This window comes from Caloranaerobacter sp. TR13, from assembly GCF_001316435.1.
Lineage (GTDB): Bacteria > Bacillota > Clostridia > Tissierellales > Thermohalobacteraceae > Caloranaerobacter.
Map to the genome: position 1 here is coordinate 95,644 of NZ_JXLL01000005.1, position 14,998 is coordinate 110,641.

At 27.3% G+C, this 14,998-nt stretch carries 13 protein-coding genes; 9 read left to right on the forward strand and 4 right to left on the reverse strand.

What is annotated here, in order from left to right; translation table 11 throughout:
- The first annotated feature begins 12 nt into the window (after positions 1 to 12).
- The 3 genes from TR13x_RS06045 (at position 13) to TR13x_RS06055 (ending at position 2,225) form a co-directional block, all read left to right on the forward strand.
- Entirely contained in the window at positions 13 to 222 is a 210-nt protein-coding gene (locus TR13x_RS06045) for a heavy-metal-associated domain-containing protein (RefSeq protein WP_054871007.1), read from the forward strand.
- A 119-nt stretch (positions 223 to 341) separates the two neighbouring features.
- Positions 342 to 650: a YHS domain-containing protein gene (locus TR13x_RS06050; protein WP_054871008.1), complete on the forward strand. Its 309-nt coding sequence runs from the start codon at positions 342 to 344 to the stop codon at positions 648 to 650.
- 159 nt (positions 651 to 809) lie between these two features.
- The gene (locus tag TR13x_RS06055; RefSeq protein WP_054871009.1) at positions 810 to 2,225 is read left to right on the forward strand and encodes a nitrogen regulation protein NR(II); all 1,416 of its coding nucleotides are present in this window, start codon (positions 810 to 812) and stop codon (positions 2,223 to 2,225) included.
- 44 nt (positions 2,226 to 2,269) lie between these two features.
- Here the strand turns inward: TR13x_RS06055 and hcp are convergent, their stop codons facing one another.
- The 3 genes from hcp to TR13x_RS06070 form a co-directional block, all read right to left on the reverse strand.
- Complete coding sequence (hcp, locus tag TR13x_RS06060) at positions 2,270 to 3,916, reverse strand: hydroxylamine reductase (RefSeq protein WP_200905826.1); 1,647 nt, start codon at positions 3,914 to 3,916, stop codon at positions 2,270 to 2,272.
- A 134-nt stretch (positions 3,917 to 4,050) separates the two neighbouring features.
- Entirely contained in the window at positions 4,051 to 4,314 is a 264-nt protein-coding gene (locus TR13x_RS06065) for a hypothetical protein (RefSeq protein WP_054871010.1), read from the reverse strand.
- A gap of 101 nt (positions 4,315 to 4,415) precedes the next feature.
- Complete coding sequence (locus tag TR13x_RS06070) at positions 4,416 to 6,047, reverse strand: MBL fold metallo-hydrolase RNA specificity domain-containing protein (protein WP_054871011.1); 1,632 nt, start codon at positions 6,045 to 6,047, stop codon at positions 4,416 to 4,418.
- 146 nt (positions 6,048 to 6,193) lie between these two features.
- Between TR13x_RS06070 and TR13x_RS06075 the strand changes: the two genes are divergently transcribed.
- From TR13x_RS06075 to pelG, 6 genes are read left to right on the forward strand one after another with little or no spacing between them, the layout of a single operon-like run.
- Positions 6,194 to 7,117 (forward strand): NAD-dependent epimerase/dehydratase family protein, encoded by a 924-nt coding sequence (locus TR13x_RS06075; protein ID WP_054871012.1) that lies wholly within the window; start codon positions 6,194 to 6,196, stop codon positions 7,115 to 7,117.
- Positions 7,110 to 8,336, forward strand: coding sequence for a GAF domain-containing protein (locus tag TR13x_RS06080; protein WP_054871013.1), 1,227 nt, complete (start codon positions 7,110 to 7,112; stop codon positions 8,334 to 8,336). The genes TR13x_RS06075 and TR13x_RS06080 overlap by 8 nt, the downstream gene beginning before the upstream one ends.
- Positions 8,333 to 10,159 (forward strand): DUF2194 domain-containing protein, encoded by a 1,827-nt coding sequence (locus tag TR13x_RS06085; protein ID WP_054871014.1) that lies wholly within the window; start codon positions 8,333 to 8,335, stop codon positions 10,157 to 10,159. Before TR13x_RS06080 ends, TR13x_RS06085 begins: the two co-directional genes overlap by 4 nt.
- A gap of 8 nt (positions 10,160 to 10,167) precedes the next feature.
- Complete coding sequence (locus TR13x_RS06090) at positions 10,168 to 11,133, forward strand: hypothetical protein (protein ID WP_054871015.1); 966 nt, start codon at positions 10,168 to 10,170, stop codon at positions 11,131 to 11,133.
- A 12-nt stretch (positions 11,134 to 11,145) separates the two neighbouring features.
- Positions 11,146 to 12,558: a GT4 family glycosyltransferase PelF gene (gene pelF, locus TR13x_RS06095; protein WP_054871016.1), complete on the forward strand. Its 1,413-nt coding sequence runs from the start codon at positions 11,146 to 11,148 to the stop codon at positions 12,556 to 12,558.
- 4 nt (positions 12,559 to 12,562) lie between these two features.
- Positions 12,563 to 14,017: an exopolysaccharide Pel transporter PelG gene (pelG, locus tag TR13x_RS06100; RefSeq protein WP_054871017.1), complete on the forward strand. Its 1,455-nt coding sequence runs from the start codon at positions 12,563 to 12,565 to the stop codon at positions 14,015 to 14,017.
- An 88-nt stretch (positions 14,018 to 14,105) separates the two neighbouring features.
- Here pelG and TR13x_RS06105 read toward each other — a convergent pair whose 3' ends face one another.
- Entirely contained in the window at positions 14,106 to 14,696 is a 591-nt protein-coding gene (locus tag TR13x_RS06105) for a hypothetical protein (protein ID WP_054871018.1), read from the reverse strand.
- Positions 14,697 to 14,998: the final 302 nt, after the last annotated feature.

A 14,998-nucleotide genomic window follows, 5' to 3' on the forward strand; every position in this document is an offset into this window, starting at 1 on the left:
GGAGGGGTTATTATGAAAAAAACAATTGTTATTGAAGGAATGACTTGTGGACATTGCGCAGGTCGTGTAAAGAAAGAATTAGAAAATGTATGTGGAGTTAAAGTTGCTGATGTTGATGTTGCAGAGAAAAAGGCAGTAGTAGAGTTAGCACATGAAGTAGATGATTCTAAATTAGCAAAAGCAGTTGAAGAAGCAGGTTATAAAGCTGTATCAATAGAGTAATGTAGAGCTCCTATATGGAGCTCTATTAAATATAAACTAAATAGTAAATTTTAGAAAATTAGAATGAAAAATTTGGTATTATCTAATAAATCATTTTATTTATTAAAAGGAGGAAAAAAATGAATATATTACTAGCTATAGGATTTGTAGTATTGATGTTTTATATGATGAGAAGAGGTGGAGGATGTTGTGGAGGCCACTCACATGGTAGTCATACAACACATCAGCATCATAGTGAACACGACATGCATAAAGATAACCACAACAATATGCACGCATTAGATACAGCTAAAGACCCTGTATGTGGTATGTATGTTAGTAAGAGTAACTCAATAAGAAAAACTATTAATGGCCACACATATTATTTTTGTAGTAGGGAATGTGAAGAAAAATTTAGCGAAAAGAAATTATTTAACAATGTTAAATAGCATAGTACTAGTGTTATATACAATATTTCTAATTTAAAGGATGGATTTAAAAATCTATCCTTTTTTTGTTCCAAAATTATAAATATTATGTATTATAATAACTATTAGAGATATTTAAAAAAATCCATATGGAATATATACCTTTAAAGGAGAATTAAAATGAAGAGATTTAGTAAAAAAGAGATAATAGACATTATTTTTATTAGTATAAGTATTGTGATTATAACAATGCTTCATTATTCAATTATACCAGCTAGATGGGATATACACGATTTCCACAGGAGATTATTTTATATTCCCATAATAATTTCTTCATTTAAATTCAGATTAAAGGGAGGGCTATTTACATCAATAATAGTTTCTATCTTATATGGTACACCTTTAATCTTTCCAGAGATATTATCATTACAGAAAATAAATATGTCTATTTTAAATCATTTTTTAGAAATAGTTATGTTTATTTTTATAGGTACGGTTACTGGATTTTTAGTTGAAGCAGATTTCAAAAAGAAAAAGATATTAGAGATGCAGATTAGAAAATTGACCGATCTTGAAAATTTTACTCAAAATATATTAGATAGTATAACTAATGTTCTTATAGCAGTTGATAAAGATTTAAAAATACAATTGATAAATAAAGAAGGAAAAAAATTATTAGGTTTAGATGAAACATGCATAGGTAAGGGATTAGATATTTTATTTGTAGAGTATGATAAGATTGAAAAAACTTTAAAAGATGTACTGACTTTTAATAAAAAAGTGAATATTGTTACTAAATGTAATTCAAAAGATAAAACTAATATTTATGTAAAATTATTTGCTTATCCATTGCATAATATCCTAAATAGAATAGAAGGAGTAGTTATTGTACTTGAGGATATTTCGCAGATAAGGAAATTAGAAAATCAAGTGAGGAGAGCAGAAAAACTATCAGCAGTTGGACAGCTTGCATCTGGGATTGCTCATGAAATAAGGAATCCATTAGGAATTATAAAGACTATATCTCAGACTGTAGTTAAAGATATAGAAAATGCTGAAATAAAAGAGGGTCTCGAAATTATAGTTCATGAAGTAGATAGAGCTAATATGGTAATTAAAGGCTTGTTGGATTTTGCTAAGCCTAATGTAAATCAGATAAAAACTCAAAGTATAGATAAACTTATAAAAGAAGTAATCATGCTTACTAAAAAGTATGCTCAACAACATGGTGTTAAAATTATCTATACATCTAAAGTAGATATAAAGATATTAATAGATGCAGAAAAAATAAAACAAGCTTTTATAAATATTATATTCAATTCTGTACAAGCAATGCCTGAAGGAGGTTGTTTAAACATAAGTTTAAATATAAAAGATAATTGGGTTAAGGTATCATTTGAAGATAACGGGACAGGTATACAGAGAAATGAACTGGAAAAAATATTTGAACCGTTTTATACAACTAAAGATACTGGAACTGGACTTGGATTATCTATAACTCATAGAATTATTGATGAACATGGTGGATATATTGAAGTTTCTAGCAAACCAGGAATTGGTACAAAATTTGATATTTTTTTACCAACTAAATTATAAAATCTAATCTAAAAAGGCTATCTCGATCGAGATAGCCTTTTAGATTAGCCTAATATTTCTTTCATATCAGCTTCTACATTTGAAGTAGGTTTTATATTGAATTTATCAACTAATACTTGCAATACGTTTGGTGAAACGAAAGCTGGTAAAGTTGGTCCAAGATAGATATTTTTGATATTTAATGATAATAATGTAAGAAGGATACATACCGCTTTTTGTTCATACCATGATAGTATTATTGATAGAGGTAGTTCGTTTACATCACATTCAAAAGCTTCTGCAAGAGCAACTGCAATTTTTATAGCTGAATAAGCATCATTACATTGACCAACATCTAATAATCTTGGGAATTCTCCAATTGTACCAAAATCTTTTTTATTGAATCTATATTTTCCACAAGCTAATGTTAAAATTATTGTATCCTTTGGTGTTTTTTCTGCAAATTCAGTATAATAATTTCTTCCTGGTCTAGCACCATCACATCCACCTATTAAGAAGAAGTGTTTAATATCACCTTTTTTCACAGCTTCAATAATTTTGTCGGATAGACTTAATACTGTATTATGACCGAATCCTACTAAAATTTTCTTTTCTTCTTCGTCTTCTTGCCAACCTCCAAGTTCTAAAGCTTTTTCTATTAAAGGTGTAAAATCTTTTTTACCATTTACCTCTTCTATATGAGCTACATCAGGCCAACCTACTATGCTAGTAGTAAATATTCTATCTTTATAGCTATCCCTAGGTTTTTGTAAACAGTTTGTTGTCATTAATATTGCACCAGGTATATTGTCGAATTCTTTTTGTTGATCTTGCCATGCGCCACCGTAGTTACCGACTAAATGTGGATATTTTTTAAGTTCAGGATATGCATGAGCTGGTAACATTTCTCCGTGAGTATAAATATTTATACCTTTGCCTTCTGTTTGTTCAAGAAGTTCTTTTAAATCTTTTAAGTCGTGGCCAGAAACTATTATAAAAGGTCCTTTTTTCTTAGTTATTAATACCTCAGTTGGTTCAGGGTTGCCATAAGCACCAGTATTAGCGCTATCTAATAATTCCATACATTTAAAGTTAACTTGACCTAATTCCATATTTAGATTAAATAAATCGTCTATAGTCAAATTATTATCTAAAGTAGCTGCTAGTCCTTTGTAGAAGAAATTATTTACAGTTTCATCAGTTTTACCTAAAACATAAGCATGATGTGCGTAAGCAGCCATTCCTTTTAAACCGTAGATAAGTAATTCTCTAAGTGATCGAATGTCTTGATCTAAATTTTCGTCAGCCATTACTCCAACTTTCTTTGCATCATTTATCATTTCTTCTTTTGTTGAAGGTACTTTGTAACTTGCAGCTTCTGGGATAGATCCTTCAATATCTCCAGCCAATTCTTTAAGATTTTCTTTTACTTCATCAGCTTTTTTAATATATTCAACGAATCTTTCAGCATCGAAGTTAACATTAGTTAAAGTAGCAAACATTGCATCCATAACAAACTTGTTAGTTTCTTCATCAATTTTCTTACCTTTTTCTAATGCTTTCTGTCCATAATAACCTATTCCTTTTAATAAATAAACAAGTAAGTCTTGTAAGGCTGCAACTTCTGGGTCTTTACCACAAACACCTATTTTAACACAGCCTTTTCCACCTACTGTTTGTTCGCATTGAAAACAGAACATTTGTCTATCCACAATTACCCCTCCTATTATTTTTTTAGATTCTTAATTATAATTTACCCAATTATCAGAAATAATTCAGTGATTTGAATCACAAAAAGAAAAAGACTTCTATTAGCTCGACCAATAGAAGTCTTTTTAAATATAAATTAATAAGAGAAATCCATTTTTCTAACTATAACACCATTTATTGAACTTAATTTTTGTTCTAATTCGTTACATTTATCACCACAATTATTAGTTAATTCAAGTATTATTAATCCTTTCTCTGTACAGCTGTTATTATCCTCTGTTTGCTGATGTAAGCCTAATCTGGTTTTAATAATACATCCGTAATCAGTCAATATTTTTTGTACTTCAGATACTTCCTCGAAGCGATTGTCAATTTGCAGACCTAAAATTATTTTTGACATATTATCCCTCCATATATATTTTTTTCAACTTTATTATAATATTATAACAAAATCTTCGATTTAAATAAATTAAAAAGAAGATTTTGCTAAAATCCATTATATTAATCTCCTAAAAGAATACTAATATCTAGTAATTTTTGCTGTAATTCTATAAGTTTATTTTTTAAATTATCATAATCTTTTTTTAATATTTCTTCGTCAATAATTTTTTCAGTATTAGCAACTAAAACTTCAAACTGATTATATACTTCTTGAAGTTCTTTTTTAATGTTTTCTTTCTTTTTAAGAGGTTCTAATATTTCGCCTTGGTAAATCTTTGTTTCATTATCTTTAAATTCATATATATAACCTATATTTGGTACGACAGCATCGACATTAAAAGTTTTCTTAATTAATTCTGCTAATTTCTTAGCAGAATGTTCTTCACCATGGACTACAAAAACTTTTTCAGGGAATTTTTTAAATCCTTTTAACCAGTCCATTAAACCTTTTTGGTCAGCGTGGCCAGAGAAACCCTCAATGCTGTATATTTCAGCTAAAACTTTTATTTCTTCTCCTAGTATTTTGACCTTTTTCACACCATCTTTAAGAATTCTGCCTAAAGTACCTTCTGCTTGGTAACCTACAAAAATAACACTATTTTCTTTTTTCCAAAGGTTATGCTTAAGATGATGTCTAATTCTACCAGCAGTACACATTCCACTAGCTGAAATAATAACTTTTGGATAATCGTATTCATTCAGACGCATAGATTCTTTTTGGTCATTAACGAAATAAAGATTTTCGAATTCAAAAGGATTATCTCCACTTAGTATGAGTTTTTTGGCTTCATCATCAAAGCAGTAGGGGTTTTCTTTAAAAACTTTAGTAGCTGAAACTGCCATTGGGCTATCTACATAGATAGGTATTTTCTTATATGTTTCTACAATGTCTAAATGCTCATAATAGTTATTTAATTCATAGATTAATTCTTGAGTTCTTCCTACAGCAAATGAAGGGATAATAACTGTTCCACCTCGTGATGTAGTTTTATCTATTATTTCTATTAATTTATTAGCTCTTTCAGCAACGCTTTCGTGAAGTCTATCACCATATGTTGATTCAACAATTAAATAGTTTGCTTCTTCTATAAGTTCTGGGTCTCTTAGTATAGGTTTATTTTTCATTCCTAAGTCGCCAGAATAAACTATTTTTACTGTCTTATTCTTTTCTGTAATCCATAATTCTATTATTGATGAACCAAGCAAATGACCAGCATCTCTAAATCTGACTTGTATGTTTTCGTTTAGATCAATTTTTTGGTCATACAAAACAGGTTCAAAGTAGTTTAAGCTTATTCTAGCATCTTCAACTGTGTATAGAGGTTTAACAGGAGTTTTACCAGCACGTAGGCGTTTTTTGTTAAGCCATTTTGTATCTGATTCTTGTATATGCCCACTATCTAATAGCATAATTTTACATAAATCATAGGTTGCTTTTGTACAAATTATTTTGCCTTTAAAACCCTCTTTTACTAACTTTGGAATTCTACCACTATGGTCTATGTGAGCATGACTAAGTAAAACAAAATCAATTTCAGAAGGATTATATTCAAAATCCTTGTAATTTAATTTTTCTAGTTCTTCACTACCTTGAAACAGACCACAGTCAATTAGAATTTTGTGTTTATCTGTTGTAATCAAATGATTAGAGCCTGTTACGACTTCAGCAGCTCCATAAAAATGTATTTTCATTCCCACTCCTCCTAACTTTAAAAAATATATATAATATATACCCATTTATATATGATTTAAATTGGAAATATGTATTCTTTAATGAATTATATGTATTTTTAAGGGTAATATATTTAAATAGAATAAACTAAGCGGGTGAGCTATGTATGAAAGTTTTGGTTACAGGTGGTGCTGGATTTATTGGGGCAAATTTAGTTGACAAGCTGTTAGCTTTAAATCATGAAGTTGTGGTAATCGATAATTTATATACAGGGGATAAGAAATATGTAAGTCCAAAAGCTAAATTTTATAATATGGATATTCGAGAAAAAAATATAATAAAAGTATTTGCAGAAGAAAAATTTGATATAGTATATCACTTAGCTGCTCAAGTAGATGTAAATAAATCTATAATTAATCCTAAGTTTGATAGTGATGTTAATATAGCTGGTACAATTAACATTTTGGAAAGCTGTAAGAAATATAATGTAAGAAAGTTTATTTATTCTTCATCAGCAGCTGTTTATGGTGAACCCAAGTATTTGGGAATTGATGAAGATCATCCGATAAATATAATTTCTTTTTATGGATTATCTAAATATACAGCAGAAAACTATATAAAGTTATATAGCAAATTGTACGGATTTAAATATATTATTTTACGATATGCTAATGTGTATGGTATACGGCAAAATAAAAGAGGAGAAGGCGGTGTAATAGGGAAATTTATAGATTTAATATTGAACAAAAAAAATCCTATTATATATGGAGATGGAATGCAAACAAGAGATTTCATTTTTGTTGATGATGTAATAGAAGCTAATATTCTTGCTATGGAAAGAGGAAACAATGAAATACTAAATATTGGTTCAGGAGTAGAAATATCAATAAATGATTTAATTGATATGCTAAAGAAAATACTACATACTCAGATTGAACCTTTATATAATTCAGAGAGAAAAGGAGATATCAAACACTCTTTTTTTAATATAAATAGAGCATATAAACGTATTGGCTGGAAGCCCAAATATTCTTTATATAACGGATTAATAAGAACGGTAGATTTTTATAGGAGTGGTTCTTTTGAATAAAAAAAAGTTAAGATATTGTTTGATAGAAACTATTATTATAGATTTTTTTATATTTATTATATTTTATAGGTTAAGTCCAATTAAAGAGAATTTTCTTACATTAAATTTGCACCCACTTCTTATAGTCACTTCAATGATGGCATTGAGGTATGGTAATTACTTAGGGCTTATTAGTGCGACAATTTCCTCTTTAGTTTATGTATATGTTTATTACCTATTAGGTAAGGACCTTTATATATTTTTAATTGATTTTAGTTACTATAAGTTTTTGTTAATGTTCTATTTATCTGCTGTAATTTTAGGTAGATTTAAGGATAATTATGAATTTCAATTAAAAAATATGAATTTGGAGTTTGATTTGTTAAAAAAGAACTATGAGGAGCTAAAGGAATTATATGAGAAAAGTACATTTATTAGAGAGCAAATGAAGAAGCAGATTATTGGTGCTCAGTACAGTATAATTTCATTATTTGAAGCAGCATCTTCGTTAGTTAAGCTCAATCCGGAAGAAGTGTACACAGAAACTTTAGGTATTTTATCTAAGTTTTTAGGAGCAAAAAGTATATCTATTTACACTGTAGATGATAGGCAGGAGTATTTGAGATTAAAAATTAAAGTTGGAGATTTTACTGAAGAAATAAGAAATTCTATAAAAGTAGATGAAGATGAATGCTACAAGCTTTTAATTTTTGAAAAAAAGGTTATTAAACATGACATAAATTGTAACGACGATTTTCCTATAATGTCTGCTCCATTGATAAAAGAGGACAAGGTTATAGCGATAATAAATATAGATGAGATGAATTTTGAAGAGGTTACTGATTATTCTTATAATCTATTTAAAGTAATTGTAGAATGGATAAATAAAGCATTAGTTAGTGCTATAGAGATAGAAGAAGACATAAATAAAGATTATTATTATGATGGTACTCGTATTATGAAATTTGATAGATTTGTTGCAAGATTGGAAGAAGAGAAAAAGCGAAAAAGAAAATTTAAACTTGAATACTGTTTACTTGCTTATAAAAGGAAAGAAATAGATTTAAACATTTTGGACATTAATTTCAGACAGATTTTAAGAAAAACAGATGTAATAGGATATGATGATGAAAATGATATTGTATATGTATTATTACCAGCAACAAAAACTAACAATTTAGATTTAATTAACGAAAAGATACTAAGTAAATTTAGCTATAAACTGGAGAGGGTAAAATGAAAAACCGAAAAAATCTAGTTATTATATTAACAGTAGTTTTGCTGTCGGCTACTTTGATTCAAGTATTTAGAAGTGAGATTTTAGAAAATATTTTTGGAATAAGGCAAAAAGAAAAAGCTATTGATTTTAAATATATAAGTACTGAAATACCAAATAGCTACAATAAAATATTAGTACTTTTTTCTGACAAAGATAAAGGATCAAAAGATTTGTATAAAAACATTTTCTATACATTCAAAATGGCGAAACTGAATTGTAATTACTTAAAAATAGATTCCGATAAAGTAGCTGAAGAGATAAAAAAGTTAAAACATGATGATTTATTAGTTATAGGTACTGAAAGAGTATATGAATTAAAAAATTATAAAAGTATTTTAGAGTATATAAATAACGGGGGTAAGGCAGTATTTTTAGTAAGAGGATATTATCCTCCATTTGATAAAATGATAGGAATTGCACAAAATAGAGGTTTTTCAAATGGTATTGTTGAAGGATACAAGTCTATGGTAAAGTTTTTCCCCGGATTAGATGAGATAGAAATAAAAGATAAAAAAGTATCAAATTCCATTTTGGATGTAGACTTAGATAAAGATGTTAATATTTTAGCTGTTGCAGAAAAACGACCGATTGTATGGATACATGAGTATGGAAGAGGAAAGGTGTTATATGTTAATTCAACTTTACTGATGGATAAAGCAAATAGAGGTTTATTGCTTCAGTATACGTCATATATAAATGATTATTTTTTAACAACTATATTTAATGGGAAAATAGTCGATATTGATGATTTTCCAGCACCTATAAAACCAGGTAGAGATGAGATTATATATAATCAGTATCATATGAACAATCGGCAATTTTATAGAAATATTTGGTGGTCTTTTTTATACAATTTAGCTGAAAAATATAATTTGAAATATACTGGACTTGTTATTGGAACATATTCTAATGATACTACGAGCCCAATAAGGAAACTAAATAAGCAGGAGCTAAATGATATAAAATATTTTGGAAGAAAATTAGCTGAGCTTAATGGAGAAATAGGAATACATGGATATAATCATAATTCATTGGCTTTAAAAGGGCAAATGGAGTTTGAAAAATACAGTTATACGCCATGGGAATCTTTTAAAACAATAGAAGAAGGACTTAAGGTGCTAAAGGGTGAGCTTGAAAAGCTGTTTGGTGATGTTAAGATTTTTACTTATGTACCACCGTCTAATATAATTTCAAGAGATGGTAAAATTGCAGTAAAAAAGGTATTTAAGGATGTTAAAGTTTTTGCAGGATTATATACAGGTGAAAAAGAAAAAAGCGTATTATATCAGGAGTTTGGAAAAGACCCTGATATACCAGATACATATGATTTTCCTAGAATAAGTGCTGGATACCATTATGATAAAAAATTGATGTGGGATATTTATAATGGTATAGCCCATTATGGAATATTTAATCATTTTATACATCCTGATGATTTGTTGGATGTAGAGAGATCTAAAGGTATGACATGGAGAAAATTGGAGAAAAATTTTGAACGGATTATTAAAGAGGTATATAATAATTTTCCATTTTTAGTTCCTATGACTGACTATGAAGCATATATCAATTATTTGAAATTAGAAAAATTAAAAGTTTATACAAAAAAAGTTGATAATACAATTTACATATATTATGAAAATGGAGTTGTGCCAATATATCATTTTTTAAGGTCTAAAGAAAAGGTAAAAAAAGTAGAAGGTGGTTATTATAAGCTGATAGATAAGGATAGAAATTTATATTTAATAGAAGGTAGGAGTCCAGTAGTGAAAGTTATTTTGGAATAGGTGATATTATGAGAGTATTTGAGTTTATTATATATTTAATATTAACAATATTAGACACTATGATTTCAATTAATTATTTTTTCTTTCGAAATATAGCTTTTAGTACACTAGTGGTTTTGCATATAGTTTTTGTTTGTATATTATTTATTCTCAGTAAAAAGGTTTTTAAAGACTCAAAAGCACTACCTTTTTATATTGCTTTATTTTTACCTGGTATAGGTATGATTTTTATTACGACTATTAATATTATGTTAGAAAGTTATGCGAAGAAAAATGGTTTGATAAAAGAATATGAAAAATATGTTCATTATAAGAATGAATTAGAGAATATAAAGAAAATAAATATTAATAAAGAATTAAACTTGTTAAGTATGTATGATAAATTGAAATATTCTCCAAGCAGTGAGAAAAAAGAAGCGATAATTGAATTGATTGATAATGATATGGAAATAAAAGTATATATTTTAAGAACAGCTTTGCTAGATGAAGACCCTGAGGTCGTTCATTATGCTGCATCTACTCTCAATTTATTTGAACAGGAATATGAGAGAAATCTATTTATATTAAAACAAAAGTATATACAAAGTAATGAGGTAAATACTTTAGTAGAAATAATTGAACTGTATGATAGCTATATTAATTCTGGTCTTTTAGATGACGAATCTTTAAAAATCTACTTAAAAGAGTATTTAAATCTATTAGAAGATAATATTGATAGGTTTAACGATAATTATGAAATTCTGCTTAAAATGATAGATATTAATATTAAATTAAGTAAATTTGATGACTGTTTTTATTTAATAAAAAGGCTTTTTGAGAATTTTTCTCCAAAATTTGAGACATATTTCTATTTAATGAAGATTTATTATAATTTAAAAAATTATAAAATGGTTTCAAATATAGCTAAAAAAATTAGAGAATTAGAAATAAAAATACCTGAAAAATATGAGGGAATAATAAATTACTGGTTATAGGGAGAGAGAATAATGGAAGTATGTATTATATCAGAAGGTTCTTACCCGTATATTCCTGGTGGAGTAGCATCTTGGATACATCAACTGGTTACAGAGATGAAAGAAATAAATTTCAAAATACTTTCAGTAATGCCTTCTGAAGTCGAAAAATTGAAATATAAATATGATATACCTAAAAATGTTATAGAGATAAAAACAGTATATTTAAATGGTTATCAAAATATATCACCTAAAAAAAGAATGAGAGAACCTCATATTAGTAAAGACAAGTTAAATGAATTAGAAGCATTTTTAAGATTTAATAATGATGTAAATTGGGAAACAGTTATTAGTATTATAGCTAATAGAAAGAAAATAGGGGATTGTGTAGAGTTTTTAAAAAGCCAAACCTTTTGGAATATATTATTGAAATTGTATCAAGAAAAATATAGACATGAGGGCTTTAATAGATTTTTTTGGACTATGAGATCAATGTTTTTGCCTATGATAAATATTATTCAAACAGAAATACCGAAAGCTGATATATATCATTCAGTATCAACGGGGTACGCTGGATTATTAGGAGTAGTTTCGAAAGTAAAATATAATAAACCATTTATATTAACTGAACATGGAATATATGCCAGAGAGAGAGAAGAAGAAATTATTAAATCAAAATGGGTACAAGGTATATATAAAAATATTTGGATTGATTTTTTCTATTTTATTTCAACAGGTGCTTATAAGACAGCTGATAGAGTTATTTCTCTATTTGAAAGAAATAGAAACATACAGTTAGAACTTGGCTCAGAGCATCATAAGACTATAGTAATACCAAATGGTGTTGACATAGAAAGATATAAAGTAAAAAAAGAGAAACATGAAGGGTTTAATGTAGGTGCAATTTTAAGAATTGTTCCTATAAAAGATGTAAAGACATTGATTAGAGCTTTTAAAATAGTTAATACAAAAATTCCTAATTCAAAATTATATTTAATAGGTCCTTATGATGAAGATAAAGAGTATTATAATGAATGCCTAAACTTGATTGAAACTTTAAAATTGAAAAAAAATATCATCATAACAGGAAGAGTAGATATAAAAAATTATCTTTCTAAGATGGATGTTTTGGTATTAACATCAATTTCAGAAGGTCAGCCTTTAGTTATATTGGAAGGGATGGCTTCTGGCATACCTATTGTTGCAACAGATGTAGGTTCATGTGGAGAGTTAATTGAAGGAACTAAAAATGATGATATAGGACTTGCTGGTATTGTGACTAAACCAGTATCTCCAAATGAAACTGCAGATGCAATTATAAGAATCTTGAAAAATAAAGAATTAAGTCAGCAAATGAGTTTAAATGGAAGGAAAAGAGTAGAAAAGTATTATACAAAAGAAAAGCTAATAAAGAGGTATTCTAAAATATACCATGAATTAAGGTGATTAAATGGCAGGCATAGGATTTGCTTTGAAAAAATTGTTCAAAGAGGAAATGTATTCAAAACGCACAAAGGCTTATATATATTCTGCTTTAGTTTCTGCTGGGCCATGGATTGCTGCAGTTATTACTGTGAATATATTACTTTTTTTAACTGATTATTACTTCGATGATATTGCTCAAAGAGATTTGTTTATGGGAACTATTGTATATAGTTTTGTTTTTTCTCAGATTATTACTGCTCCATGGCAAATTATTATTACAAGATATATATCTGACAAGCTCTATATTAAGGATTATGGTTATATACGTGCATCTTTTAAGGGATTGAGCAAAATTATAGCGTTTATAAGTTTTATAATAGCTTTTACTTACTATTACAATAAGAATTTACCTATATATTACAAATATATGTCGCTCTCACTTTTTGTTTTAGTTTCTTTGATATGGATATTAATGGTTTATTTGAGTGCAGTAAAAAATTATTTAATAATATCAAAGGCGTTTATTTACGGAGGATGTATATCTGTTATTCTTACAATTGTTTTTGTATATTATCCTATACCTTTTAAAGAGTACAGTATAGCAAGTAATATTTTACTAAGTTACTTGACAGGAATAATGCTTACTTATCTTATATTGATGTATAGTTTTTTAACAACTTTCTTTTATGGAAATAATTTTGAATTTGATTTTATTAGCTATATGAGCAGACTACCGAGCTTATTTTATATTGGATTTTTTTATACATTAGGGCTTTGGATTGATGATATTATGATGTGGTATAGCCCGCTAGGAGTAGATATTTATCAAACATATAAATATGCACCGCTTTATGATAGTGCTGTTTTTTTAGCTTATTTAACAGTAATTCCAACAATGATATTATTTATGGTATCTATTGAAACAGAATTTTACGATAAATATAAAAAATATTACGGATTAGTAGCAAAGGATGGAACATATGAACAGATTGAAATTGCAAGGCAAGAAATGGAGCGTTCTATAAATAGGCAGTTAATATATACAATGGAAACACAGACTATAATAACTTTAACTATTATAGTCTTATCTAGTAAAATATTTACTTTTTTAGGTATACCTCTTATAGTAAGGGACATATTTAGAATAAGTGCTTTAGGTTCATTATGTAATGTTTTTGTATTACTTATAATACTTATACTTTTATATTTTGAAATGAGAAAGCAAGCTCTATTTGTATCTTTAATGTTTTTATTATCAAATACTGCTTTTACTTATTACTTTATACCTAAAGGAGTAAAATTCTATGGTTTTGGCTATTTTTTAGGTTCATTTATTACACTGATTGCAGCTGTAATAGTTTTAATATACGTTATAAGAAGAATCACTTATTATACTTTTGCTATGCAGCCATTATTTAAAGCAAAAGAAAAAGGTTTTTTTATCTGGCTAGCTGATATGTTGAATAAAAAGATGTATTAAATAATAAAATTATAAACTAGATCATTAAGAATTATTTTGAAGGAAATTAGAAAAATAGTATATATAATTATTTTTAATGCTGTTTTAATTAATTTAAAAGCACATTTTTAGCAGTAGAAATTGAAAAAATAAAGTTAAACTCAACAACAAATTTCTTTCCTAAATACATATATATAATCTTTATACTACGGGGCCACAAGAACTTTTTCTGAGTTGTTTTTACATTATATAAAATCGCATACTCGTATAGTTTTGGATAGCTTACATTTCCATATTTATTTTTGTAAATTGTATTTGGTATCATCCAATTTGGGAACACATACCTGTTATATACTTTATTTATATAATTATTAAACTTAAATTCTCCTAAGACCACTTTTCCTGTACTTACCTTTGTTGTATCATACTTCACTATATATATTTCTTCAATATTAATACCGTTATAATCTTTTAAAATAACATCTTTTATTTTTATCGGGAATATTCCCTGATTCTCAATATTTATTCCAGCGGTAAGTTCCTTTTTAATAGTATCTGTTCTGCTATATCCGCCAATAGCACCCGAAACTAATAAAGGGGGGTGATATATAGCATACAATAAAAGTGCAAAGTAAAAAGTAGAAATTGTAAGCAAACCAAATAGGACAAAATATCTTTTGCTTGTTTTAATTTTAATCATCCTCCTTTATATCTAAATAAATATAATTATTACTAAATTTTTTACCCTCTCAATTCTCCATCATCTAACTCATACATAATACCTTGCAATATAACGTTATTAGCAGTTACTTTTGTGTTTTCAAATACAGTTACTAAATTAAGCATCAATATTCGCTTCTAAAGTTTCTGTTAAATCATACTTTTTTGCATACTTGTAAATTTTTTGTGTTGATTGATTCATTTAACTTTATTGTAATATTATTTCTATTATTTGTAAACAATGCTTATTTAGTACTTTTGTACTATTGTTTGCTATTTAAG